The sequence below is a fragment of the Gemmatimonadota bacterium genome (genome assembly GCA_016719105.1).
Taxonomy (GTDB): domain Bacteria; phylum Gemmatimonadota; class Gemmatimonadetes; order Gemmatimonadales; family Gemmatimonadaceae; genus SCN-70-22.
In genome coordinates this window covers 201,247-227,759 of sequence record JADKAQ010000046.1, presented here as the reverse complement: position 1 = coordinate 227,759, position 26,513 = coordinate 201,247, and the positions used below count along the sequence as shown (strand labels likewise).

Annotated in this window: 18 protein-coding genes; 9 read left to right on the top strand and 9 right to left on the bottom strand. The window is 69.1% G+C overall.

From position 1 onward, the window contains the following. The first annotated feature begins 55 nt into the window (after positions 1-55). Positions 56-394 carry an antibiotic biosynthesis monooxygenase gene (locus IPN47_25200; protein ID MBK9411275.1) on the top strand — a complete coding sequence of 113 codons (339 nt, stop codon included), beginning with the start codon at positions 56-58 and terminating at the stop codon, positions 392-394. A 71-nt stretch (positions 395-465) separates the two neighbouring features. Here IPN47_25200 and IPN47_25195 read toward each other — a convergent pair whose 3' ends face one another. The 4 genes from IPN47_25195 to IPN47_25180 all read right to left on the bottom strand — a co-directional run bounded on the left by IPN47_25195 (position 466) and on the right by IPN47_25180 (position 4,801). Beyond that, positions 466-1,491 carry a ferritin-like protein gene (locus IPN47_25195; protein ID MBK9411274.1) on the bottom strand — a complete coding sequence of 342 codons (1,026 nt, stop codon included), beginning with the start codon at positions 1,489-1,491 and terminating at the stop codon, positions 466-468. An 8-nt stretch (positions 1,492-1,499) separates the two neighbouring features. Beyond that, positions 1,500-3,302, bottom strand: a complete 1,803-nt coding sequence (locus IPN47_25190; GenBank protein MBK9411273.1) for a GMC family oxidoreductase — start codon at positions 3,300-3,302, stop codon at positions 1,500-1,502. After that, on the bottom strand, positions 3,299-3,883 hold the full coding sequence (locus IPN47_25185; protein MBK9411272.1) for a hypothetical protein: 585 nt from the start codon (positions 3,881-3,883) through the stop codon (positions 3,299-3,301). The genes IPN47_25190 and IPN47_25185 overlap by 4 nt, the downstream gene beginning before the upstream one ends. Positions 3,884-3,970: 87 nt before the next feature. Then, complete coding sequence (locus IPN47_25180; GenBank protein MBK9411271.1) at positions 3,971-4,801, bottom strand: hypothetical protein; 831 nt, start codon at positions 4,799-4,801, stop codon at positions 3,971-3,973. A 227-nt stretch (positions 4,802-5,028) separates the two neighbouring features. Here IPN47_25180 and IPN47_25175 point away from each other — a divergent pair, with 227 nt between their 5' ends. Together IPN47_25175 and IPN47_25170 are read left to right on the top strand one after the other, a co-directional pair. Next, on the top strand, positions 5,029-7,356 hold the full coding sequence (locus IPN47_25175; GenBank protein MBK9411270.1) for a protein kinase: 2,328 nt from the start codon (positions 5,029-5,031) through the stop codon (positions 7,354-7,356). 96 nt (positions 7,357-7,452) lie between these two features. Then, entirely contained in the window at positions 7,453-9,084 is a 1,632-nt protein-coding gene (locus IPN47_25170) for an HD domain-containing protein (protein MBK9411269.1), read from the top strand. 55 nt (positions 9,085-9,139) lie between these two features. Here the strand turns inward: IPN47_25170 and IPN47_25165 are convergent, their stop codons facing one another. From IPN47_25165 to IPN47_25155, 3 genes are all read right to left on the bottom strand, one after another. Next, a complete protein-coding gene (locus tag IPN47_25165) occupies positions 9,140-10,333 on the bottom strand; it encodes an MFS transporter (protein ID MBK9411268.1) in 1,194 nt (397 codons plus the stop codon). After that, the gene (locus IPN47_25160) at positions 10,333-13,593 is read right to left on the bottom strand and encodes a glycosyl hydrolase (GenBank protein MBK9411267.1); all 3,261 of its coding nucleotides are present in this window, start codon (positions 13,591-13,593) and stop codon (positions 10,333-10,335) included. Before IPN47_25160 ends, IPN47_25165 begins: the two co-directional genes overlap by 1 nt. Positions 13,594-13,862: 269 nt before the next feature. Next, a complete protein-coding gene (locus tag IPN47_25155) occupies positions 13,863-16,937 on the bottom strand; it encodes a DNA/RNA non-specific endonuclease (GenBank protein MBK9411266.1) in 3,075 nt (1,024 codons plus the stop codon). A 311-nt stretch (positions 16,938-17,248) separates the two neighbouring features. Here IPN47_25155 and IPN47_25150 point away from each other — a divergent pair, with 311 nt between their 5' ends. The 4 genes from IPN47_25150 (at position 17,249) to IPN47_25135 (ending at position 23,819) form a co-directional block, all read left to right on the top strand. Continuing rightward, positions 17,249-20,344 (top strand): hypothetical protein, encoded by a 3,096-nt coding sequence (locus IPN47_25150; protein MBK9411265.1) that lies wholly within the window; start codon positions 17,249-17,251, stop codon positions 20,342-20,344. A gap of 97 nt (positions 20,345-20,441) precedes the next feature. Continuing rightward, positions 20,442-22,157, top strand: a complete 1,716-nt coding sequence (locus tag IPN47_25145; GenBank protein ID MBK9411264.1) for a helix-turn-helix domain-containing protein — start codon at positions 20,442-20,444, stop codon at positions 22,155-22,157. 19 nt (positions 22,158-22,176) lie between these two features. Then, positions 22,177-22,686 carry a methylated-DNA--[protein]-cysteine S-methyltransferase gene (locus IPN47_25140; GenBank protein ID MBK9411263.1) on the top strand — a complete coding sequence of 170 codons (510 nt, stop codon included), beginning with the start codon at positions 22,177-22,179 and terminating at the stop codon, positions 22,684-22,686. Positions 22,687-23,015: 329 nt separating this feature from the next. Further along, complete coding sequence (locus IPN47_25135) at positions 23,016-23,819, top strand: class I SAM-dependent methyltransferase (protein MBK9411262.1); 804 nt, start codon at positions 23,016-23,018, stop codon at positions 23,817-23,819. A 37-nt stretch (positions 23,820-23,856) separates the two neighbouring features. Here IPN47_25135 and IPN47_25130 read toward each other — a convergent pair whose 3' ends face one another. Both IPN47_25130 and IPN47_25125 read right to left on the bottom strand, forming a co-directional pair. Further along, a complete protein-coding gene (locus IPN47_25130; GenBank protein MBK9411261.1) occupies positions 23,857-24,609 on the bottom strand; it encodes a copper homeostasis protein CutC in 753 nt (250 codons plus the stop codon). Between the two features lie 16 nt (positions 24,610-24,625). Beyond that, positions 24,626-25,288, bottom strand: a complete 663-nt coding sequence (locus IPN47_25125) for a lysoplasmalogenase (protein MBK9411260.1) — start codon at positions 25,286-25,288, stop codon at positions 24,626-24,628. Between the two features lie 273 nt (positions 25,289-25,561). On the opposite strand from IPN47_25125, the gene IPN47_25120 reads away from it, so the two are divergent. Beyond that, a complete protein-coding gene (locus IPN47_25120) occupies positions 25,562-25,816 on the top strand; it encodes a hypothetical protein (GenBank protein ID MBK9411259.1) in 255 nt (84 codons plus the stop codon). Positions 25,817-25,835: 19 nt separating this feature from the next. Beyond that, positions 25,836-26,438, top strand: a complete 603-nt coding sequence (locus tag IPN47_25115) for an Ig-like domain-containing protein (GenBank protein MBK9411258.1) — start codon at positions 25,836-25,838, stop codon at positions 26,436-26,438. Positions 26,439-26,513: the final 75 nt, after the last annotated feature.

Sequence of the window (26,513 nt, the reverse complement as noted above, 5' to 3'; positions counted from 1 at the left end):
TATAGGGTACGCGAGCGCGCCTCTCCCCTCACTCCTCCCGCTCACGAGTCCCCTCATGATCACCCTCGTCGCCCAGTTCACGATGAAGCCCGGCAAGGTGGCCCTCGCGCTCCGCCGTGTGGACGCGGTCCGCGCGCAGGCCGACCAGGAGCAACCTGGGACGCTCCTCTATCTCGTCCATCGCGTCCTCGACGCCAAGGGACGCCCAACGCGCACGCTGCTCTTCTACGAGTCGTATCGTGATGCCGCGGCGCTGCAGGCCCACCTCGACAGCGCGTCGTGGAAGGCGCTGGAAGCGGGTTGGTCGCAGTGCTTCGAGGGGACGCGGGCCAAGGGAGTGAAGGTCACCAAGCTCGATCGCATCGGCGGCTTCGTGCACCTGCAAGCTCCATGAACGAAACGGTGCGCGACGCAGCCCTTCGCATCGCGCACCGAACGCCCCTCGCGCACCGCCGTGTCGCGCCGCTACCGCTTCATCGCGTGCGCGTCCCACTCGAAGGCCGGCCCGACCGTCTGCCCCGGGTGCAGCGGCGAGGGAATGCGCATCAGCGCCTCGGCCTGGTAGCGCAGTTCGTACATGATCGGCGCCGCGTCGCGTAGCGCCGAGGGGGTCCCGGTGAACGCCGCTTGCAGCTGGTGCAGCAGCCGGGTGTAGATCCGGTTGAAGGCGACCATCTGCCTGTGGATCGTCGGATAGGCGCGATACTTGGCGCTGCGCGGGTCCGGCGCCATCGGGGCGATCACGTCCCAGTCCACCGGGAGGTCGTCGCCCGTGGGCCCGCTGGCCTCCGTGTCCGATGGCTCGTAGCGACGCCCCAGCAGCAACTCGTTGAAGCGATAGTAGTGCGCCAGTTCGTCGACGTCGTCAAAGCGCCCGTCGCCGTCGGTGATCCCGCCGTCGTACCCTTCGCCCTGTTCCGTGATCTCGCCCAGTGCGGCGAGTGCCGTGTCGAGGTTGTGCACTTCGATCACCTGTCCGCCGCCGCCGTAGTACCACGTCGCGGGTTGCACCTGGTGCGACCGCTTCCCCTTGAACACCGCCGACGCGCCGTGCTGTTCGACCATCGCCCGCAGGCCGATCTCGATGGCCTCGTAGAACTGGCCGATGGTGTCGTAGCGGTTCGACTGCGGCGGGGCACCGGCGGGGGCCGGGCGTTCGATGAGGAGAAACGTCTCCAACGCCTCGCGACAGAGCGGGAGCAGGTGCACGTGCACGCGCTTGTCGGAATGCGGGAGGTACGCGGGATACTTCGCCACCAGGCGTGACTCCGCCAGGCGCGGTGTCCCTCCCACTGCATTGAGGACGTTCGCGGCGAGCGTCATGTGGAGCATCTCCTCCATCACCACGCTGCGCACCACCGCCGTCGCCACCGGGTTGGTCCCCTCGGGAATGGAATACAGGGCACACAGGTACGGCGGGATGGTCGAGTGTTCCAGCTCGAGCGCCCACTGCAGGTGCGTGCGGAGGCTCTCGATCGAGTCGATGGGCATCGGTCGCCTCAGCCGAGTTGAGTGAGCATGTCGTCGGCCGCCATGAGCCCCAGGGCCACGGCGGTGAGCGTGGGGTTGGCCGAGCCGACCGTCGGCATGCTCCCGCAGCCGACGACATACAGGTTCTCGTGGTCCCAGCTGCGCGAGTGGCGATCGGTGACCGAGTCGGTGCGACTCACCCCCATGCGATGGGTCCCCATGTGGTGCCCCGACCCGTAGAACGACAACGGCACCACCTCGCCCTCCCTGGTGCGATAGGTCATGTAGCCCGGGGAATCGGGAGTGAAGTGGGTGAAGATGTCGTCGTCCTTGATCCCCATGGCGCGGAAGAGGGCGTTCGAGATCTTGTTGGCCGACACCATCCCTTCGCGCGTGTAGTCCGAGATGTTGTAGTGGATCACGGGGCGATAGCACCCGATCGGATCCATGAACTCGCGGTCGATGGTGACGCGGTTGGCCGGCTCGGGGAGCTGCTCCATGACGTACCCCACGCGCAGCTGGCGGGGGATCTGGTCGCCGAGCTGCTGCCGCATCTTCCGGCCAAAGACGTTCTGCGACGCTGCGATCTGCACGTTGGAGTTAGGCGGGAAGGTGGCAATGTCCCACCCCCAGTTCCCGAGGTCGATGCGGAAGGCGGCGAACTCCGAGCGGAACGGGCCATCGCGGAACGATGGGATCTCCGACGTCTGCCCCGGTCCGCGAAAGGCCCCGACCGGCGTGGGATTGAGCGCCCACGTGAGGAAGAAGGGGTGGTCCATCAGGTTCCGCCCCACCTGGTCGCTCGAGTTGGCCGCGCCGGAGGCCAACAGCAGCTTGGCGCTCTCCACGGAGTGCGCCGCCAGGATGTACAGCGTCCCCGTGGCGGTGTAGGTCGCGTACTGCGTCGACCCCTCGCTCTCGTAGCGCTTGAACTCCACCCCGCTGATGCGTCCGTTCTCCCCGATGAGCAGGCGCGAGGCTACGGCCTGCGTCACCAGCGTGTAGAAGTTCGCGTCCATCTCGTTGAGCGTGCGCAGCGCGCTGTACTTGGCCTGTACCGGGCAGATGGGGATGCAGCTCGCGTTCCCCTCGCAGCGCTGCCCCACGTGCGGCGCCCCGACCGCCCCGCGTGGCGTGTAGCCCGCGCGAGGGACGGAGTTGCGCGCCTGCGCCAGCGACGTGACCGACATGCCGTACTCGCGGTCGCCCAGGCGCACCGTCGCCCTGGCCGCCCCCTTGGCGTACACCGTGTCCGAGTAGCTGGGCGGGATGCGCTCCATCGGGTAGTCGTACCCGTCGGGGAACCAGATCCCGAAGTGCTCCTGCTCTTCCTTGTTGGCCGACACGCCCAGCATCCACTCGGCCTTGCAGTAGTAGTCCTGCAGCTCGTCGTAGGTGAGGGGCCAGTCGACCCCCACGCCGTACTCCGACTTCATCCGGAAGTCCGCCGGGACCATGCGCGGACACGTCCCCAGCCAGTGCAGCGAGGTCCCCCCCAGCGAACGCAGGTACGTCGACCCGAAGGCCAGCGGCCCCTTCTCCACCTGGTACCCCGAGAGGATGGGGACCCGCTTGTGCAGGTTCAGGATGTCCTGCCCGTATGTGCTCTGCGCGTTGGCGTTAGGCGGATACGGCGAATTGGGCTCCTTGACCAGCGCCGAACGGTAGGTGTCGACGTACGACAGCCAGCCGTCATACGACAACCCCGAGGCACGCCCCGCCTCGAGCAGCAGGACGCGCTTCCCCTGGTCGGTGAGCGTCTTGGCGATCGTGACTCCCACCGGACCGGCCCCGATGATGACGGCGTCGTAACTCCCCTGTGGCAGTGTCATGCGCCCCCCTCGGCCCCGACGGGGGGAAGCGCCCACGAGCCGTATCCTGGCATCTTGGCCCCGGTGGGGTGCGCGTGAATGGCCTTCCAGGCCAACCCCTGGGTGTAGGCCTCGGGGGAGATGATGCACGTCTGGTCGATGGCGCTGGCCCCGTGGAGGTCGCGCCAGTCGGCCGGGAGCTGGTTCCACTGCCCGAGGTACCAGAGCACGACCAGGTTGCGGGCCAGCGGCCCGAGGGTGTCATCCTCGAGGATGTCCATCAGGACGAGCCGTTCGAGGACCGCCGGCTTCCCGCCAGCTGCATCGATGGCGGCCTGCCCCGCCGACAGCAGGTCGCCGGTGCGCTGGTCGCCCACCACGCTGCGTAGCCAGTCGAGGTAGGGCTCGACCATCCCCGTCCCCCACAACTCGGCGTCGTCAAAGCCGGTGAGGACGACCGAGAGGTCGACGAAGTGCTTGCGGGTCACGTCGGACGGTGGCGCCGGCGAGCGGCATGGGGCGCGCGCCGGGCTGTCGTGCGAGGGGTGCGCCATCGCCGAGGTGGCGCGCGGCCGCGGCTGCGGCTGACGGGTGCGGGACATCGTCGACCCCCGCGCCTACTGGTCGGCCCAGTAGACGCGCGCCTCGGCGATGCACGTCGGGCTCTGGAACACCTGCACCGCCGCCACCTAACGCGTGCCGATCAGCTTCTGCATGTCGCCACGCATCGGGTGCGCGCTCTTCCCCATCGACACGGTGACCGCGTTGCGGTTCCCCTTGGGGATGAAGTACGTGTCGTACATCCCAAAGTAGTTGCGGCGCGACCCGGCCACGCGCTTGGCGCTCTTCACGTAACTCAGGTCGATCCACTCCGACATGTTGCCGGGGATCGGGTTGAGTCCGCTGAGCGAGACCTGCGCCTGGTAGATGCTCTGCTTCACGTCGTCGGGATCGTGGCAGGTCCACGTGTACAGCGACTGCCCCGGGTTGTTGAGCGACGGGACGTTGTACGTGTACGGCACCAGGAACTTGTTCTCGAAGTAGAGCTGCTGGCCGGCGGCCACCGCCACCGGATTGTCGCAGGCCACCCAGACGCGATAGGCGCCGATCCGCTTGGTCTGGTCGCCCTCGGTCACGAACTCGCGAAAGCTCATCTTCGGGACGTTCTTCGCCTGGTTGCTGGGGAAGGCGAGGATGTTCAGCTCGGTCTCGTTGAAGCCGGCGGCGCCGGGATTCCCGGGCTGGCCCTGGCCGTACAGCGCGACCGCGTTGAAGAAGTTGATCCCGACCGCCCCCATCCCCTCGAAGTTGACCGGGGTCATCCCCAGCGGGGTGAGGTAGCGCGCCAGCACCGGGAGCTCCACCTGCCAGTAGATCCAGATGGACTGGATGCCGGCGTAGTAGAACGGTACGCTCGCCGGAATGTCGATGTTGCCCGACGGCGTCGACGTGACCTTGAAGGTCGGGATCGAGATCGTGCTGGGGAGCGGCGGGAGGGGGCTCGAATGGGCACGCGCCATGATCAACCTCGGGTGGGTGAAGAGTCACGCCGTCGCTCCCGCTCTCAGCCATGGGGGGGCGGCGCCATCCCTGACTTACGACCTCGTCCGTCCACTCGCAAGGCGGCGCGATGGCGCCCCCTGTCGCTGTGACATCGTCGCGACCTCACGGCGATCTCGAGATGCTCGCTGCGTGGATGAGGCGTCGGGGGCGACGAATGGAGCGCGACGTGATAGGTTCCCCCCCAATGGCCACCATCGAGCCTACCGACGTCATCGGTTCCCGGTTGAGCGCCGCGCTTGCCGGGACCTACACCATCGAGCGTGAGCTCGGTGGTGCGGGGATGAGTCGTGTGTTCGAGGCTCGCGAGACGGCGCTCGACCGCCGCGTGGTCATCAAGGTGGTGACGGCCGACGTGGGCGCCGGCGTGAGCGCCGACCGGTTCCGTCGCGAGATCCAGGTCGCGGCGACGCTGCGCCACCCACACATCGTCCCGCTGCTTGCTGCTGGCGAGGCCGCCGGCATCCTGTACTACTCCATGCCGCTCATCGATGGCGAGTCGCTCCAGCAGCGCCTCGCGCGCACGGGGCCGCTCCCGGTGAGTGAAGTGGTGCACCTGGCGGAAGAAGTCGCCGACGCCCTCGACCATGCGCATCGGCTGGGGGTCATCCATCGCGACATCAAGCCGGCCAACATCCTGCTCGAGGACGAGCACGCGATCGTCGCGGACTTCGGGATCGCCCGCGCGGTGAGCAAGGCGACCGAGCACGAGGGGCATGCGCTCACGATCACCGGCCTCGTGCTCGGGACGCCGCTCTACATGAGCCCCGAGCAGGGCGGGGGCGACGAGGTGGACGGGCGGACCGACATCTACGCCCTCGGCTGCGTGATGTACCAGATGCTCGCCGGCAAGCCCCCCTTCGAGGGGACAAACGCGCAGCAGATCATCCTGGCGCACTTCGTCAAGGAACCACCGCCGATCGACCGCGGCGACGTGCCGGACGCGTTGCGCGACGTCGTGCGTCAGGCGATGGCCAAGGATCCGGAGCAGCGCTTCGCCTCAGCGGCGCTCATGCGGAACGCGCTTCGTTCGCTCGACACGCGGCACCTCCCGTCGTCGCCACCAGCGGTCAACACCACGCGTTCGTTCCGGGCGGTCCCCACCGGCCCGGTCTCCACGTCGCTGACCTCGGGGCCAATCGACTCGCTGGCCGTGCTCCCGTTCGACTCCCCCGCCAGCGGCACGGACGATGAATACCTCGCCGACGGGATCACCGAGAGCATCCTCAACAAGCTCACGAGGGTCTCCGGGTTGCGGGTCGTCCCGCGCTCGGTCGTCTTTCGCTACAAGCGGCGTGAGGTCGACATCCCGATAGTGGCCGCCGAGTTGCGCGTGCGGGCGCTGGTGACGGGACGCGTGCGGCAGCGCGGCAACACGCTGCACGTGAGCGCCGAGCTCACCGATGCGCTCACCGAGTCGCAGCTCTGGGGCGACCGCATCTCGCGCAGTGCCGAGGACATCTTCTCGGTGCAGGAGGACATGGCCGGCGAGATCGTGAAGTCGCTGCGATTGCGGCTCTCGGCCGAGGAGCGCCAGGAACTCGTCAGGCGCTACACCGAGGACTCGGTCGCGTATCGCGCCTACCTGCGCGGGCGCTACCAGTGGAACAAGCGCACCCGTGACGGCTTCCTCAAGGCCATCGAGCACTTCCAGGAAGCGATCGACCGCGACCCCAGCTACGCGCTGGCCTACGCCGGCCTTGCAGACGCCTACAACGTCCTCGGCTACTACAACTACCTCCCGCCGCGCGACGCCTATCCCAAGGCCAAGGCGGCAGCGATGCGGGCGCTCGCCATCGACGAGTCGCTGGCGCAGGCGCATGCATCGTTAGGATACACGCGCCTCTTCTTCGACTGGGACTGGGCCGGCGCGGAATCGGCGTTCCTGCGCGCCATCGAGCTGGATCCGTCGTACGCCAGCGCGCACCAGTGGTACGCCTGGTGCCTCCTGGTCATGCGGCGCATGGACGAGATGATCGAGGCGATGCGCACCGCGTTGCAGCTGGACCCGCTGTCGCTGATCATCAACGCGCACATGGGCTATGCCCTGTTCTGGGCGGGGCGCTTCGACGATGCGCTCGAGCAGCTGGCGCGCACGCAGGCGCTCGACCCCAACTTCGCCCTCACCTACTGGCCACTGGGCGCCATCTACGTCTGGCAGGGACGCAGCGAGGAGGCGATCGCGGCCTTCTCGCGCCTCGTCGCGCTGACCGACGGGGCGATCGGGATGGGCTACCTGGGCATCACCGGTGGCCTCGGCGGACACCCCGAGATCGCGCGCGACGTCCTGCACCGCCTCGAGGTCGCCGCTGCCACCCGGTACGTGTCGCCGCTCGACCGCGCGATCTCGCACGCCGGGATCGGCGAAGTCGAGGAGACGTTCCACTGGCTCACGCAGGCGGTCGACGATCGCGTGAGCGATCTCGTGCGTCTGCAGGTATTGCCATGGCCACCGGAGGTGCGGAACGACCCGCGCTTCGCGCAGGTCGCGGCACGCATCGGGCTCGCGGTCTAGCGCAACGTCACCTGCGTCACGTCGGTCGTGGTCATGCGCCACCGAGCGCAACCACGGAAACCCAAGACGTCTCCCGTTCGTCCTACGGGAGCCCACATGTCGACCGACTCGCACCTCATCCCCGGCGCCCTTGGCGTCGACCCTCCCGCGTGCGCCGAGGCGCGGGAGATGCTGGTGCGCGCCGAACAGGAGGAGCGGGCCGGGCATCGCGCGGTGGCCCGCTCGTTGTACGAGCATGCGCTGCACGGACGCGAGGTGGGGCTCGAACCCGCACTCGTCGCCGATGCACTGTGTGGCATTGCCCGCACCTGGCAGCTCGACGGCGACTCCGATGCCGCGCTCGACTGCCTCGAGGTGGCGCAGCAGGTCGCCTCGGCAACCGGACTCGACTCGGCGCTTGGGCGCGCGCTCAACATCCGGGCGGTGATCCTGTGGCAGCGTGGCGACCTCGATGCCGCCGACCACCTGTACATCGACGCGCACCAGTGCGGCGTGCGCGCCGGCGACGTGCGGCTGACGGCGATGACGTCCCAGAACCGCGGGAGCATTGCCAGCGTCCGCGGCGACATCACGCAGGCCCTCGCGCACTACCGGGAGTGCATCTCCGCTTACGAGCGGTTGGGGATGGCGCGCGAGTTGAGTGGAGCGCTCAACAACCTGGGGATGCTGCACACCGACCTGGGAGAATGGCGGGCGGCGGCCTCGGCGTACGAGAAGGCCTCGCGGTTGGCCGAGCGTGAGGGCGACCGCTCGGCGCAGATCGTCCTCATGGGCAACCTGGCGGAACTCGCGCTGGCCCAGGGACACGTCGACGAGGCCGAGGCGGTCTGTCGCCGCGCGCTGCCGATGGTCCGCGAGATGGGCGACGCGCGCGCCGAGGCCGAGCTGCGCAAGCACCTGGGCGTCATCGCCCGTGAGCGGGGCGAGCACTCGGCGGCGGAGCAGGAGTTTTCGTTAGGCTCGGCGCTCGCCTCGATGCGCCAGGACGTCCTGCTGCAGGCCGAGCTGTCGCGCGAGCATGCGGAGCTGTTGTCGCGCCTGGGGCGCTATCGTGAGACGGTGCAGGCGCTCAACCGCTCGCACCAGCTGTTCGTGCAGCTGCGGGCGCGACGCGACCTCGCCGACCTCGATCGCCGGCAGAACCGGCTCGAGGTGGGCTTCCTTGCGGTCGTGCGGGAGTGGGGCGAATCGATCGAATCGAAGGACGCGTACACGCAGGGGCACTGCATGCGGGTGGCCGACCTCGCGTGCGCGCTCGCCCGGCGCGCGGGCTTCGAGGAACGGCGCATGTTCTGGTTCCGTGTCGGAGCCCTGCTGCACGACGTCGGCAAGATCGACATCCCGGCCGAGATCCTGAACAAGCCCGGTCGCCTCACGGCGGAGGAGTGGGCGCTCATGCGTTCGCACCCCGAGGCGGGGGTCGAGCTGCTCAAGGGGATCGACGTGCCGGAGGACGTCCTCCCGATCATCCTGTCGCATCACGAGAAGTGGGATGGGACCGGCTATCCGCACGGGCTGTCGGGTGAGGCGATCCCGATGGTGGCGCGCATCCTCGGTCTGGCCGACGTCTACGACGCGCTGACCACGGCGCGCAGCTACAAGCCGGGGCTCCCGCACGCGAAGGCGATGGAGATCATCCACGCCGACGCGGGGACGCACTTCGATCCGGGGTTGGTCCCGCTCTTCGAGCGCGTACTCGAGGAACGACGCGACCTCGGCGGCCTCTAGCACGCTGCTGGCGCACCCGCGTACGTACGGAGCTGCCGCCCGAGGGGGTGCGCGATCAGTCGATGGCCGGAGGAGCGACCGGCGGCGCCACCGGCTCGCCCATCGCACGGGGGCCCTGCACCATGAACGCGCCGCCTAACGTCACGACCGCCGCCACCCAGAACGGGACGCGGAGCCCGGCGACGGCGGCGATCCCGCTCGCGGCCACCGGCCCCACCACGCGCCCGAGCGACGAGACCCCCTGGAAGACGCCGAGTACCGCGCCGCGCTCGGCGGGGCCGGCGGCGCGGGTGATGAGCGTGCTGACGCTGGGCGAGAAGAGTGCGCTCCCGATGCCGTAGAGCCCCATGGGGAAGAGCGCGGCCCAGACGTTAGGCGAGAAGGGGATGAAGACGAGGGAGACCGCGACGAACAGTGCGCCCGCGCGGGTGAGGCGCTCGGGGCCGAAGCGGGCGGTGAGTCGCCCGATCAGCCCACCCTGGATGCCGACCGCCATGACGCCGATGAGGGCGAAGACGAAGCCGAGGTTGCGCGGGCTGACGCCCAGCGACTCGGCGGCCCAGAGCGAGAAGGTCCCCTGCAGCATGGACACCGCGCCGACGACGATCATCGTCATCGCGAGCAGCTGACGGAGCGACGGGCGCGAGAGTAGCTCCCACTTGATGCCACGCGGTTGCGCCTGCGAGATGGCGCGGTGCTCGGGGCCGTGGCTTTCCTTGAGGCGGGCGAGCGTGGCGAAGAAGGCCAGCGCCGACATGAAGGCGGCCGACAGCGCCACGCGCGAGATGTTGGCCGTGGTGGGATCGCTGCCGCCCAGGATGCCGCCGATGGCGGGCCCGAGGATGAAGCCGAGCCCGAAGGCCGCCCCCAGCATCCCCAATGCCTTGGGACGCTCGGCGTCGGGGGTGATGTCGGCCACGTAGGCGTAGGCGATGGAGATGTTGCCGGCCGCGAGTCCGGAGACCAGGCGAGAGAACGCCGGGGTCCACGGGTCGTCGGTGAAGGCGAGGGCGACGTTGGCGATGGCGTTGGCCGCCAGCGTGGCCAGCAGGACAGGACGACGACCGGTCCGGTCGCTCATGGCGCCCCACAGCGGGGCGCCGAAGAGCTGGCCGAATGAGTAGAGCCCGAAGAGGAAGATGACGAGCGACGGGGCGATCCCCAGGTGCTCCGCGTAGAACGGGAGCACCGGGACGATCATCCCGAAGCCAACGAGGTCGAGAAAGACGATGAAGAAGAGCGTGGCCATCAGGAGATGGTCTTGACCGTCGTCGGCGGGACAAACACCGGCGGCAGCCCCAGCTCCTGCAGCAATGCATTGAGCTTCTTGATCTCGCTGGCCTCGAGCTGCTGCAGGCGTTGCAGCTGCACGTCGACCTTGCCGCCCAGCTCATTCAGGATCTCGCCGTGCTGCTTGGTGGGGGCGGCGTCCTGCCCCAGCACCTGCGAGTTGAGCGACAGCATCATGTTGTACAGCTTGATCGGGAAGTGCAGCGTCGCCTGGTCGTCGTGGTTGAACCAGTCGACCAGTTCGGTGCGCACCACCTCGAGCTGGTCGCGCACCGGCTTGGCGGCGTCCTTCACGCGCTGGGCATACGCCTGCTCCGACGACTGCGTGACGCGCACGTCGATCTGCTGCTGCAGGTCCTCGATGCGGGCGAAGGCGTCGACGATGTCGCCTAGTCGGCCGCGCACCTTCATCCCCAGGTCAAAGGTCTGCTGCAGGTCGGCGGTGGTCGCCTGCACGCGCGGGTCGAGCTTGACGGTGAACGGGCGCACCAGCGTGTCCTTGCCGGCGATGAGGCGCACTCGGAAGTCGCCGGGGACGACCGTGGGGCCGGCCAGCGTCCCCATGTCGTTCACCACGGTCTTGATCTCCTTCGCGTTGGGATAGCGCAGGTTCCAGAAGAAGCGGTTGGTGCCGGGACGCGTGGTCACGATCGAGTCGGAGGCGACGTAGGCCATGGAGTCGACCGGCGCCTTCGCGGTGCTGTCTCGCTTGGTGGCACTGCTGAACGAACGCACGACCGTCCCGCGCGGGTCGACGAACTCCAGCGTGAGCTTGTCGGTGGGGGGTGTCCCGACCCAGTAGTCGACGAGGACGCCGTCGTACGGATTCTCGCCGGCATTCCCCCCGCGCCCGCCGTGTCCGCCGGCAAAGCGCCAGGCGGTGGACGGCTGGAAGAGGTGCAGCGGCTTGGCGGTCACCGAATCATGCAGCTGGCGGATGACCGCGATGTCGTCGAGCGCCCAGAAGGAGCGCCCGTGCGTGGCGACGACGATGTCGTTCTCATGCACGCGCAGGTCGCGCACGCTGGCGCGCGGCAGGTTGAGCTGCAACGGCTGCCAGTTGGCGCCGTCGTCGAGCGAGACCCAGACGCCGATCTCGGTCGCGGCAAAGAGGAGCCCGCGCCGGATCGGGTCCTCGCGAATGGAGCGCGCGTAGGCCCCCATCGGGATCCCGTTGTCGATGCGCGTCCAGCTCTTGCCGTAGTCGGTGGTCTTGTAGAAGTACGGGCGGAAGTCGTCGAGCTGGTAGCGCGTGGCCGAGAGATAGGCGACCGCCGGGTCGTGCGGCGAGGGCTCGATCCCGGTGATGCGGGTGTGCTTCACCATCGCCTTGGGAGTCACGTCGCTCCACGTCGCGCCGCCGTCGCGCGAGAGGTGCACGCGCCCGTCGTCCGACCCCGTCCACAGCTCCCCCTTGGCCCTGGGCGACTCGGCGAAGGCATAGATCGTCGCGTACCACTCCGTCCCGGTCATGTCCTTGTGCACCGGGCCGCCGGTGGGGCCTAACGTGGCCGGATCGGCGTAGGTGAGGTCGGGCGAGATGCGGTCCCAGCTCCGTCCCTCGTTGGTGGAGCGCCAGACGTGCTGCGACGTGGCGTACAGGATGGTGGGGTCGTGCGGCGAGAGGAGGACCGGGAAGGTCCACTGGAAGCGGTTCGGGACGTCACTCGCCGGGATGCCGTCGTAGTTGTTGAGCCAGACGGCGATGTCGCGCGTCTGCTGCGTGCGGTTGTCGTGCCGCATCAGCATCCCCGTGTAGCAACCACCGTAGGTGATGTTGGGGTCGCGCGGGTCGACGGCGATGTGGGCGTTCTCGCACCCGGCCACGCTCCACCAGTCACGCTCGCCGATGGAGCCGAAGTCCGAGCGCGAGGCAATGGTGATGGCCGAGTTGTCCTGCTGGGCGCCGTACAGGCGGTACGGCCACTGGTTGTCGGTGATGACGTGATAGAACTGCGACGTCGGTTGGTTGTAGATCGACGACCAGCTCTTGCCGCCATCCTGCGACACCGTGGCGCCGCCGTCGTTGCCGTTGATCAGCCGGGTGGGGTCCTTCGGGTCGACCCACATGATGTGCGTGTCGCCGTGCGGGACGCGCAGTCGCGAGAAGGTCTTCCCCCCATCGATCGACCGCCACACCTGCAGGTTCATCACGTAGACGGTGTTCTCATTGGTGGGGTCGGCGGTGACGGCCGAGTAGTACCACGGGCGCACCTGGAACTTCTGCTCCCCGTTGGTGCGGCTCCACGTGGCGCCGGCGTCGTCGGAGCGGAAGATCCCCCCCAGCGTGTCCTTCGCCTCGATGGAGGCAAAGAGCCGGCGCGGGTTGGCCGGCGAGACCGCGATGCCGATCTTGCCTAACGGCGCCTTGGGCATCCCGCGGTTGCCCGACAGGTCGACCCACGTATCGCCCCCGTCGGTCGACTTCCACAGTCCGCTCTTGCCGCCCCCGGCGTCCATCCCCCACGGTGAGCGCTGGAACTTCCACATCGACGCGTAGAGGATGCGCGGATTGGTGGGGTCCATCGACAGGTCGGTGGCCCCGGTCGAGTCGTCGAGGAAGAGGATCTTCTTCCACGACTTCCCGCCGTCCATCGTGCGAAAGACACCGCGCTCCGCGTTAGGGCCGAAGGCGTGCCCGATCGCTGCGACGTAGGCCACGTCGGGGTTGTTGGGGTGCACGCGGATCGCCGTGACCTGGTGCGTCTCGACGAGGCCGAGGTGCTGCCACGTCTCGCCGGCGTCGGTGGAGCGATAGACGCCGGTGCCGTACGTGAGGTCCTCGCGCAGCTGCGACTCGCCGGTCCCCACGTAGATCACGTTAGGGTCCGATGGGGCCACGGTGACGGCGCCGACCGATGAGATGTCGGTCTTGCCATCGGTGATGTTCTCCCACGAGATCCCGGCGTTGGTCGTCTTCCAGACGCCGCCGTTCACCGCGCCCATGTAGTAGACGAGCGGCTTGGTGGGGTCGCCGGCCACGGCGTCGACGCGACCGCCGCGGAACGGGCCAATGAGGCGCCAGCGCAGCGACTTGAAGGCCTTGTTGGTGGCCGTCGGGTCGGAGTAGAGGCGCGGATTGTAGGGCGGGACGGTGCTGCTGGCGCTTGTGGACGTGGCGCGGCCGGCGCGCTGGGCACTGGCGCCTGACGGCACGACGACGATGGCGAGCGCCGCGGTCGCGAGCGCGACGGCGGAGAGGGTGCGAATGGCGGACATCGGTGAATCGGATGGAGTCCGGATCGTCCCGCGGATTGCGGGGGTGGCCACGTGAGTCGCCACGTGGGAGCCACTGGGAGCGGCCGCAGCGGCGGCCCGGGAATGCTCGGGGGGGGCCGGGGGGTGGCGCAAGGGCGATTCCCCGCAGCCTACCGGGACGTCGCTGTTCTGGCCGACGCGAAGAGCCCCCCGCGACTGGATGGTCGCAGGGGGCCCCCGACGGTCTACGGGCAACAACGGGCGCGAACGTCCGCGCCCGCGTCGCGCGCCTAGCTCTTGTTCAGCGACGTGATGAGTCGCGTGATCACCGACCGCAACGACGCCGAGTCGGCCTTCGAGATCTCCCCGCTCGCCTCGTAGCGACGAATCGCCGCCTGCACGTTGTCGAGCAGAAGCATCGCGGGCCGCACCTGCCCGTTCTCCAGCGTCGTGCGCGCGGCGCCGAGCTGCGCGTCGAGCGCCTGGTAGACCGCGTTGCTGATGCGCCCGGCGCTCAGCAGGAGCTGCAACGTGGCCTGCGTCCCGAGAATCCCCTGTGACACCGTCAGCACGGTCACGCGGGCGGTGCGGGTGTGCGAGGCATCATCGTCGGAGACGACGACCTGCACGGTGAACGTCCCTGCCTGATTGTAGGCCTGCGAGAGCTTGAAGGTGCGCCCCGTGAGCGCGAGCGCCTGCGCGCCGCCACCGGTGCCGTAGTCGACCGTCGCGGTCCACGGGTCGGTACCGGGGTCGGTGAAGGTGCCCGACGCCTTGTACGTCTCGAAGGGATAGAGCGTCGCGCCGGCGAACGCCGCGATGACCGGGGCAACATTGCTGACCGTCGCCGTCGTCGTGACGGTATCGGCGAGGCCGCGTGCGTCGGTGACCACCAGCTGCACGGTGAAGCTCCCGTCCTGCGTGTAGCTGTGCGACGTCGTGGCCCCCGTCCCGAACGTCCCGTCGCCAAAGCTCCAGGCATACGTCAGGGCGTCGCCGTCCGGATCGCTGGAGGTCGCGCCGCTCATCGAGACGCTGCTCCCCTCTGCCGAGCTGTAGGGGCCGTCGACAGCGGCAACCGGCGGAAGGGTCTTGCTCTCCACCGCGATCTCGACCGGGTCGGGGAGGAGGTCGAGCAGGTCGTACCCGGTCAGCGCCTCGATGGCGTCGACCGTCGTCTCATACGTCTGCCAGGGGACGTTGCGGATCCCCGCATCGTTGGGCATGAGGACCGCCAGCACGGTCAGGTCGGAGAGGTCGTCCACCTGCAACAACCCCTGGTCGCGCGGCATGGTGACGGCAACTTTCCACGTGTAGGCCGGAATGGTGATCTTCCCCTCGCCCTTCACCGTCCCCTTGCTCCCGGCAGCGCCGGCGATGACGTAGACCTCCCGGTTCTGGAAGCGCGCCTCGTCGCCGAGGAAGTTCTCCAGCGCCGCCCACGGCCCCTGGTTGTTGTCGGCCGCCTGCGGAATGATGTTCGAGAAGTAGAAGGTGCTGGCGTTGTCGAGCAGCCCGGTGGAGCGATCGAACGAACGCGCGAGGTGCCCGCGATCGATCCCGTAGCCGGCGAAGGTGCCGGCACCGGTGTAGTCGGCCGTCGTGTAGCGCGGCAGCGAGGAGGGAAGCGCCGGGTCATACGTGAAGCAGTCACAGCGATCCTGCGTCCCGATGTGCGTCGCCTCGAGGTTGTAGCTCACCCAGTTGGGGATCCCGCGCGCCGGGTTGAACGACGACGTGAACTGCGCGCGGGCGACGAGGATGTCGTCGCTCGCGTCGCCGTCGGCCGGGACGCCGAACTCGATGTTGTTGCCGTAGACCGCCGTTCCACCAGCGGTCGCCAGCTGCGTGTCGAGCGTGTACGTGGCCGTCGTGATGCCGTCGGCCGCCGTGGCACGCACACGATACGTCCCCACCGACAGCGCATGCACGACGCCGTTGGCGTCGATGCTCGCCACCGCCGGCGTCTCCGAGACCCAGGTGACCGTCGTCGTGATCACCTGGCCCTGCGGGTCGCGCACCGTGGCGAAGAGCTGGTCCTCGAAGCCGACGGGGAGCGCGGGGTCGGCGCTGGTGCGGCCGGAGAAGGTGATCGTGTTGGACGGTGGCGGCGGCGTCTGGCCGTAGCAGGCGCCGAAGCTCGCGGTGGCGGCAGGCTGCCAGACGCCGCTATTGTCGCGATGCAGCGACTGCCCGGCCTGCGTCGCCGACGACTCGGCCTGGCCGATGTCGAGCGACAGCACGCCATTGGCCGCGCCGCCGACGCCGGTGAAGGCGCCACCGTACGAGAGGAACTCGACCAGCGTCCCGGTCGCGTCAGCGAGCGCGAAGCCGTCGGGATTGCCGTTCTGGATCCCGCTGATGCTCGTGGAGATGACGCCACGCCCCGTGCAGAGGTCGGGGATGGTCCCGGTGAGCGGAACCGTGGCATAGACCGCACCACCATTCCCGTTGTAGAGCACGATGCTCCACCCGGTGAGGTCGGTCCCGGCCGGTCCCTCGACCTCGATCGCCTCACCGACGTCGGTGCCGAAGTTGTCGTAGTGGATTTCGGAGAAGCGCGTCGACGGGAGCGGCGGCGGAGGCGGCGGTGCCGCAGTCACCGTCACGCTCACCGTATCGGCGATCCCGCCGCTCTCGGCGGCGATGATGTTGGCCGACCCGGCGGCGACGCCGGTCACCAGACCGCTCGCGCTGACGGTGGCCACGGCGGCGTTCTCGCTCGACCAGGCGAACGTGGCACCCGGGATCGTCGCCCCGTTGGCGTCGGCGGCGGTGGCCGCGAACTGCTGCGTTGCACCGACTGCGATCGAGGCGCCGTTGGGCGCGATGGTCACCGACGCCACCACCGGCGGCGGGGGAGGCGCGCCGTTGTCATTGCAGCTGCCGAACGTGCTCGTGGCCGCTGCGGCCCACGACCCGTCCGACTGACGCTGCAACGACAGGCCGAGCGGCTCCGAGCCGTTCTCCGAGACGCCGATGTCGGTGGAGGTGACACCAGCGGCCGCCCCGCCCACGGCGACGAACGTCCCCTCGTACGACAGGAACTCGACCAGCGTTCCGCCGGCGTCGACCAGCGCGACGCCGTCGGGGCTTCCGTTCTGCAACCCGTTCGCCGCGTAGTTGACCACCATCACGCCGCGTCCCGAACAGTTGTCGGCGACGATCCCGCTCAGCGTCGTGGTCGGCGTGTAGACCGCACCGCCGTTGCCGTTGTACAGCACCACGCTCCATCCGGTGAGGTCGGTTCCGGCTGGCGCCGAAATCTCGATGGCCTCGCCTGCGTCGGTGCCGGTGTTGTCGTAGTGAATCTCCGACAGGCGCACGGGTGGGGCCGCAGTCGCCCCATTGAGCAACGGCGACACGGCGAGCGGGGGAGCAACTGGGCCTGACTCGGCGCACGCAGCGACGGCGAGGGCAAGCGCGGCGAACGCCGCGGACCTGAACGAGTGACGCATCGATGACTTCGCGAGGTGAAGGGAAGGGGGTGACTTCACGTTCCCCCAATCTGTTGGCGCGGATGATACGGCGGCCGGGGAGGCGATGAAAGCAACAGTTCCGCCACGGCGCTCGCGCATCACGATCGCACACCGCCGGCGTCATGGTGAGTCGGAAAAGGTTGCCGTCAGGGTGTTGCCGTCTCACGACACCTCGCCGATTGGCGCATATTCGGCGCATGACTCGGACATCGCGATCGTTCGTTGCCTTCCTGTTGGCGTCCCCGGCCCTGCTCGCCGCGCCCGCCAGTCACGCACAGGTCATAACCGTCCCGGCGCCAGGCGCTGGCGCCACGCGCATGGGCCCGCTGCGCTATGGCACTGGCACGTGGGAACGCGACTCACTCGGCAACCACCGCGCCGTGGTTCGCGTGACGAGCGGCGGCGACGCGGTGTACGTGCGCGTCCCGTGGCGCCGGCGCGATGCCACGCCGGACAAGGTCGGCATCGTCGTCATGGATGCGCGCACCCAGCTACGCGTGCGCAACGTGGCCCGCATGGAGATCACGCGCGAGTACGGCGACCTCGTCTTTCAGGCCCCGACCGTTCCCGGCGACTACTACATCTACTACCTCCCCTACACCGGGACCTTCAAGTCCAACTATCCGAAGATCACGTACCGCCCGCCTGACGACCGCGCCGATCCCGCCTGGATGCAGCGCAACGGGCTCATTCCGCAGGTGGCGCGATACAAGCAGTACCAGTCGCTGCCGCCCGCCGTGATGGTTGGCTTCGACGCGATCGACGAGTTCTCGCGCTTCACGGCGATGGAGTACATCGCCAGCCGCGCCGAACTGGACTCCATGCGCACGAAGTACGCGTGGGCCGAGTTCTTCGCCTTTCCCGAGGATCGTGCGCGTTCGATCCGCATGACGGATGACATCCCGGCCAAGTGGGGGGCGGAGGGGCCCTTTCGTCCGTTCACCGGGACGGCGGCACGCGGCGAGTACTACACCTTCCAGGTGGGCGTGTGGGCGCATCGCATGGCGATCGACTCCATGCGGTACGAGGCGACCAACTTCACGCGCAAGGGCGGGACGGAGGTCATCCCCGCGTCGGCTTTCACCTGCTTCAACCTGGAGGGGGTCGACTGGTCCGGGCGCCGCTTCGCGCGGGCGCTGCGCGTGGAGCGCAGCAAGGTGCAGCCGCTCTGGTTCGGCGTGCAGGTGCCGCGCGATGCCGTCCCCGGCGACTACGAAGGAGAGGTCGCCATCGGCAGCAGCAACGCCAAGGACCGTGCGGTTCGCGTCACGCTGCGCGTGGGAGCCGACACCATCGTCAACCGCGGCGACGACGACCCAGCGCAGCTGACGCGCCTGCGCTGGCTCAACTCGCAGCTTGCGGCTGACGACGGGCTCGTCCCGCCGTACACGCCGATGACCGTCACCGGGACGACCGTGGGGGTCCTCGGGCGCTCGCTCACCTTCGGGCCCGACGGCTTCCCGGCGGCGATCCGTTCGTACTTCACCGCCGGCAACACCGCGATCGGGACGGCGCCGCGCGAGGTGCTCGCCGCGCCGTTGCGGCTGGTCGTGCGCGATTCCGCCGGGCACGACCTCGCCTGGCGGGGCGCCCCGGCCACCATTGCCAAGCGTGCCGCGGGCGCGGTGGCGTGGACCGCCACGCGCCAGTCCGGCGCACTCGGCATGCACGTGCGCGCACAGATGGAGTTCGAGGGGACGACGGAGTACGTGGTGACACTGCGCGCGGCACAGCGCACCGCGCTCGGCGACGTGCGCCTGGAGATCCCGATGCGGGCGGATGCGGCCGAATACATGATGGGGCTGGGGCAGAAGGGGGGGCGGCGTCCCGCCGAGTTTCACTGGTCGTGGGACGTGGAGAAGAAGAACCAGGACGCGGCGTGGTTAGGCAGCGTGAGCGCGGGGCTGCAGTTCACGCTCAAGGACGAGCACTACGTGCGCCCGCTCAACACGAATTTCTACCTCTCCAAGCCCCTCGTCTTGCCGCGGAGCTGGGGGAATGGCGGCAAGGGCGGGTGCGACATCGTGGAAGGGGCGGGCGCGGCGAGTGCGCCGGCGCGGGTGACCGTGACCTGCCACTCCGGGGCGCGCACGCTGGAGCCTGGCGATTCGCTGCGCTTCGACTTCCGCCTGATGATCACCCCGTTCAAGCCCCTCGACACGGCAGGGCAGTGGAAGACGCGCTACTTCCACGCCTTCGTCCCCGTCGACTCGATCGCGAAGCGCGGGGCCAACACGGTCAACGTGCATCACGCCAACCGCGTGAATCCGTGGATCAACTACCCCTTCATCGAGACGCAGCAGATGCGCGCCTACATCGACTCGGCGCACGCGCGGGAGATGAAGGTCAAGATCTACTACACGGTGCGCGAGATCACCAACCACGCGCCGGAGCTCTTCGCCCTGCGATCGTTAGGCGACGAGGTCCTGTCGGGCGGGCCGGGCGGGGGGTACTCGTGGCTGCAGGAACACCTCGGCAGCAGTTATCTCGCGGCCTGGCACGTGCCGGAGAACAAGGATGCGGCGGTGGTCAACAGCGGCGTCTCGCGCTGGCACAACTTCTACGTGGAGGGACTCGACTGGCTGGTGAAGCACGAGAAGATCGACGGACTCTACATCGACGACGTCGCCTTCGATCGCACCACCATGAAGCGCGTGCGCAAGGTGCTGGATCGCGGCAACCCCGGCGCCATGATCGACCTCCACTCGGCCAACCAGTACAACCCGCGCGACGGTTTCGCCTCGAGCGCCAACCTGTACCTGGAGCACTTCCCCTTCCTCAATCGCCTCTGGTTCGGCGAGTACTTCGACTACGACTCGGCGAGCGACTACTGGCTGGTGGAGGTCTCCGGCATTCCCTTCGGGCTCATGGGCGAGATGCTGGAGAAGGGCGGCAACCCGTGGCGCGGGATGACGATGGGAATGACCGCCCGCCTGCCGTGGAGCGGCGACCCCGCCCCGCTGTGGAAGGTGTGGGATGGCTTCGGCATCCAGCAGAGCCGGATGCTTGGCTGGTGGTCGGGGGAGGCGCCCGTGACGACCGGCGACAGCGCGATCCTGGCCACGACGTGGCGGCGGCCCGGCAAGGCGATGGTGTCGTTAGGCTCGTGGCGCGACGCGGACACGAAGGTGACGCTCCGCATCGACTGGAAGGCACTGGGGCTCGACCCGGCGCGCACGCGGCTGCGCGCGCCGGCCATCGACCAGTTCCAGGTGGCTGGGAGCTGGGGACCGGGTGACGCCATCACCGTCCCTGGAAAGAAGGGGCTGCTGCTCCTCCTCGAACAGCGGTAGCGCGGGCGCGTCGTCCCGGCGGTGCGGGCATTCCCGCGCCGGTTGTCGTGTCCGAAAACGGCGAGTGCGGCGCGTTCGGGGGTGTTACACTCCCTCCATGCCACTCGATCGCCCCTCCTGTTACCGGGCCCTCATCGCGCGCGACGCGCGCTTCGACGGCGTCTTCTTCGTCGGCGTGACGTCGACGCGCATCTATTGCCGTCCGGTCTGCCGCGCCAAGACGCCGCGCGAGGGCAACTGTCGCTTCTTCTCCAACCCGGCAGCGGCCGAGCGGGCCGGCTTTCGCCCCTGCCTGCGCTGCCGCCCGGAACTCGCGCCGGGGAACGCCCCGGTCGACGCCGGCGCGGTTCTCGCCGAGCGCGCCACGCGCGCCATCGCCGCCGGAGCACTCAACGGCAGCTCGGTCGAGGCGCTCGCCGCGTCGTTGGGGGTGACCGGGCGGCACCTCCGGCGCTCGGTCGTGCAGCATCTCGGAGTGTCGCCCATTGAACTCGCCACCACGCATCGCCTCCTGCTCGCCAAGCGACTGCTGCACGAGACGGCGCTCCCCGTTGGCCAGGTCGCCTTTGCGGCCGGCTTCGATTCACTGCGCCGATTCAACGCCGCGTTCAGGGCGCGCTATCGCCTAACGCCGGCGACACTTCGCCGCGAGGCCGAGGCGACCACGGGTGACAGGGTCGGCGTGGTGGGGGGACCGGCACGTCGGCCAACGCGTGGGTCGGAGCGCGCGGCGGAAGGCGTCACGCCCCGCCGTGTGTCCGGCCAGGCGTCGACGACACATCCGCCGCTCGCGACGGAGGATGGTGCGGCCGCCGCAGCGCCCGATGCCGACGAGGTCGTCCTCACCCTCGACTATCGCCCCCCGCTGCACTGGCGTGCGCTCCTCGACTTCCTCGCGGCGCGCGCGGCTCCTGGGGCCGAGTCTGTTAGCGAGGGCCGATACGCCGCGACCGTGATGCTCCCCATCGCGCTCTCCACCGACGACACGGTGCCGCTTCCCGTCGGAGGCACGGTGAGCGTCACCGGACACGTCGTCGTGGAGCTGCGCGAGCGCGACGAACGACGGGCTCGGCGCAGCGCGACAGCGGCTGCCGGCCCAGCGCGAGACGGCCTCATCGTCGCACGCATCTCGTCGTCGCTCGTCCCGGCGCTCATGCCGCTGCTCGCGCGCCTGCGCGACCTGCTCGACCTCGATGCCAATCCCGACGTGATCGCGCGGCACCTGGTGCGCGCGGGCGTCGTGCCCACCGTTGCCGACTTCGCCGGCGTCCGCATCCCCGGGACGCTCGATGGTTTTGCCCTCGCCGTGCGCGCGATACTCGGGCAGCAGGTGAGCGTGCGTGGGGCGACCACGGTCATGGGGCGCCTGGTGGAGCGATTCGGCGAGCCGTACGCCGGTACGCAGCCTTCGCTCACGCGACTCATGCCGACCGCCGAACGCCTGGCACGCCTGACGACCGCCGACATCGCGACGTTAGGTATGCCAGGCGCGCGGGCCGATGCCGTGCTCGCCCTCGCGCGCGCCGTTGCGTCGGGCGGGCTCTCGCTCGCCAGTGGCGGTGACATCGGGCGCACCATCAAGGCGTTGACGGCGCTTCCCGGCATCGGCGACTGGACGGCGCACTACATCGCCATGCGCGCCCTGCGTTGGCCCGACGCCTTCCCTGCCAACGACCTGGTCCTGCGACGCGTCGCCGGAAACCTGACCGCGGCCCAACTGCTCAAGCGCGCCGAATCATGGCGCCCGTGGCGCGCGTACGCCGCCATGCACCTCTGGCGTTCCGCCGCCGATCCGTCCCCCTCCAGGAGCTGATCCCATGCGACCCGACGACGTGATCTACTTCACCACCATGCCATCGCCGCTGGGCGAATTGCTCCTGACGGGTGATGGCCGGCACCTGACCGGGTTGTACATGACCCCGCACACCCACGGCCCGGAGCGCGGGGGAGACTGGGTGCGCAACGACGCGGTCTTCGTCGATGCCGTACGACAGCTGCAGGAGTATTTCGACGGCAACCGCGTCACCTTCGAGATCCCGCTCGCCCCCGACGGCACCGAGTTTCAGCGCCGTGTCTGGATGGCGTTGCGCGACATCCCGTACGCGCAGACCGTGTCGTACGGCGACATCGCCCGCGAGATCGGCAACCCCAAAGGGATGCGGGCGGTGGGGCTCGCGAACGGTCGCAACCCGATCTCGATCATCGTCCCGTGCCATCGGGTGATCGGGAGCAACGGGTCGCTCACGGGTTACGGCGGTGGCATCGAGCGCAAGCAGTGGCTCCTGGAGCACGAAGCGCGACACGGCGGGTTGGCGGCGACGCCGTTGGGCGGGGCGGCCTGAGCTGTCGCGCGCGGGGCCCGCGGTCTCGCGACGGTGCGTGAGCGCGCGCACGGCAGGGGTCGCCGGCCGTCGGTCGCGCACTTCGCGCGCCTTTCGTGCCTCGCGTTGCTCGCGAGGCGCGCCGTCCTCTCCAATGATCGCGTGCAGGTGAAGACCGGCGGTCCTGCCCGGTCGAGCAGGGACGCCCTCGCCAGATGGGGCGCAGGTGCACGCGTGTGCGTGACTTCCTTGACAGGCGCGTCGCGTGACCCCTAATGTCGCGCAACCGCTCACGCCGCAGCGATTGCCGCTGGCGAGCACGGCCGCACGAGGTGCCAGCGAGGGTCCACATGGTCGCGCCTGCGGTGGAGACAGCGGCACCCGCGATTCGCGCGATCTCGCACCCCAGCACGAATCGCCGCATCCTCGACCTCGTGCTCCCGCTCCTCACGCCGCAGTCGCGGTTGCTCGACCTGGGGGCCGGCGAGGGCTTCTTCTCCCGGGCGGTGGGCGACTTTGCGCAGGCACGGCTTGGCGTGCGTCCGGCGGAACTCCTCGCGGCGTGCGACGTCACGCCCGGGCTCTTTCGCTATCCGCACGTCGCTTGCGACCTGCTCGATGCCGAGGCTCCGCTCCCGTATCCCGATAACCACTTCGACGTCGTCTGCAGCGTCGAGGTCGTCGAGCACGTACAGGACCAATTCCGCTTCTGCCGCGAGATCGTGCGCGTCCTCAAGCCTGGCGGAACGGCGATCGTCAGCACACCAAACGTCCTGAACATGAACTCCCGGCTGCGCGTCCTGCATTCCGGGTTCGCCACGCTGTTCAATCCGCTCTCGCTCTCGTCCAACGACGTGGTGCATACCTCAGGGCACATCCACCCCGTCAGCTACTACTACCTGGGCTACGCCCTCCTGCACGCCGGGGCGTCGACGGTCGGCGTCACCTACGATCGGTTCAAGCGATCGGCGTTCGTGTCGCTCGCGGCCTGCCTCCCATTGCTCCTGGCGGGGAATGCGGGATTCCGCGCCCGGCTCCGACGCAAGTCGCCGCAAGTCGCGCACGAGAACCGCGCCTTCCTCGACGCCATGAACGACTGGCGGATGCTGACCGCGCGAAGTGTCGTGGTGATCGCGCGAAAGGGCGCGTCATAGACGTCGCGAGCGCCTGGTAAGCGCTGCGGGCGCTCGCTTACGCGCCGCCGCCCTGTACGGCGTGCACGACCGCGCCGATCTCGGCACCGTCGGTCACGTCCCAGGCGTATTCGTCGGGGACGAATGCACGTCCGATGTGCACGTGCGGCGCGCGATAGGCCATGCGCCCTTCGAGGCGACGTGAGCCTCGCAGGTGCACTTCCTTCACCTTGGTCCCCTTCACCACCTGGGCGGCGTTACCGTGACGCACCCCGCCGCCCGCCATCACCACGATGCGGTCGCCGCCGCGGCGTACCAGGCGGGCGATCATCTCCACGCCTTCCGGCGCCGTGGGCGCACCACCAGAGGTGAGGACACGGTGCGCGCCTAACGCCTGCAGCGCGTCGAGCGACTCGTCCAGGTCTCGCGTGACGTCGAAGGCGCGGTGGAAGGTGAAGGGGAGCGGGTGCGCCGCCTCGAGCAGGGCGCTCGTCCCGTCCTCGTCGATCGTCCCGTTGGGGTTGAGCGCCCCACTCACGATGCCGTGGACGTCGCACGACTTGGCGAACTCGATGTCGCGCAGCATCACCTCGATGTCGGCGGCGTCGTACAGGAAGTCGCCGCCGCGCGGCCGCACGATGGCGAAGACCGGGATCCCGACGCACCGCAGGACGGCGCGCATCATCCCGCCGCTCGGGGTCGTCCCCCCCTCCACCAGGTTGGCACACAACTCCAGGCGGCCCGCACCCGCGTGCTCGGCGGCGATCGCCCCCTGCACCGAATCGACGCACGCTTCGACGAGGATACTCATGGCTGTTCCGTGTGTCCTAACGAGCGAGCTGCCCCGCGCGAACGAGCGCCGAGGTGGCGATCATCCACTGGGCCAGGTAGTAGGTGCCAAGGACGACGGCGCGCGATCCGGCGAAGTCGGCGCGAAATCGCACCAGCCCGAGGGTCGCGTCCGACGCGACGAACAACACTGCCCCCACCGCCGCCCACCACGCTCCATCGTGCGCATCCAGCCGCGAGCGCTCGAGCGCCTGCCACGCCATCACCAGGATCACGAGCATGTATGCCGCGACAGGGAGGCGCAATGGACCCAGGAAGGGCCAGAGCAGCGAGAGCAGGATGGCCCCCAACGCCACCAGCGGGAGCGCGGTGCTGGAGTGCCGAGAAAAGCCACCGTCGCGCGTGAAGGCGCCAATGTAGAACAGGTGCGCGACAAGAAACGACGCGAGCCCGGCGACGAAGCGATCGCGCGGCAGCATGAGGAAGACATCGCCGCCGAGCGAAAAGAGGAGGCCGACCGCCACCAGGCGCGCGTAGGTGTCGTCAGGCTGGCGCGCCGCTGGAAAGACGATGGCGATGACGAGCATCGTCGATAGCGGCTTGAAGAGGTACACCTGCTGTGCCACGCCCGCGTAGTCGGCGCGGAGGAGGAGGGCAAAGGTGACCAGCAGTGCGACGGAGAGAAGCTGCCAGGTGCGCACGAAACGGACGGGGCGGGGGAAGGCGCGCTCAAGCTTGCGCCCGCGCGGCTGTGCCGCAACCGGGGCGACTTCGTGGCCTCTGCGAGGCAGAGGCGTGTTTCTGCGAGGCGAGGGGCGCCGCTGCGGGGTGAGGGGTCGCCTTGTCCCACGCGCTCTCGCTCCGCTGCCGAGCGCTTCGCCCGATCGGGCCAGCCCTGCGCCTCGCGGAGTGGGCGGCTAACTTCTGGGGCGACGGACCGCCCCTCTCGCCCTCAGCCGCTGCGCCACCCGCCCGTGCCACGCCCCCGTTCGCCGGACAGCCAGTTCGACTTCTGGCCGCAACGCATCTTCGTCGAGGAACTGGACGCGCGCGCGATCGCCGGAGAGCGCACGCGGGTGCAGGCGATGTACAAGGTGCGCTACGAGCGTGACGGGGGGATTCACCAGGTCTTCCTCGATCACCACGGCTGGTATTGCGCCGAACACGGCCCTGCGTGCTTGGCCGTGCGTGAGGTCACCGCGCGCCGAGAGGGGGTGTCGCCAAGTTGAACGACTGGAGGAAAGACACATGCTGAAGAAAGTCGGAATGGTAGCAGTGTTCGCCGTGCTTTCGGCCTGCGGCGGCGGGGGCGAGAACACCGTCGGTCCCGGTGGCGTGGCGTCCGTCGCGCTCAACGCACCGAGCCTGTCGATGCTCCCCGGTCTCAGCGACCAGCTGACGGCCGTCGCCAAGGATGCGCAGGGCAACACGATCGCCACCGCACCGGCGGCCACGTGGACCACCTCGAACAGCGCCGTTGCCTCGGTCAACGCGACCGGGCTGGTGACGGCCAACGCCGTGGGAAGCGCCAGCATCACGGCGACGATCTCGGGGAAGAGCGCCTCGGCGCAGGTGACGGTCGCCGCCGCGGCGACCGTGGTGACGGTCAACATGCCCGGGCTGTCGTTCACGCCGTTCCGCGCCACGCTCAAGCAGGGTGGCACCGTGAACTACGTCTTTCCGTCGCTCGCCCACAACGTGATCTTCGAGCGCGTGCAGGGCGCCCCGGCCGACATCCCCGGACAGGTCGCCAACCAGACCATCTCGCGCCAGTTCAACAGCGTGCGCCTGTTCAAGTACACCTGCACGCTGCACAACGGCATGGATGGCGAGGTCGACGTGGTGCCGTGATCGATGGCGGGCCGGCGCGCCTTCCGTCAGCTGCAGGATGGGCGTTTGCGGGCAGGCGGGGCATGACACAAACGA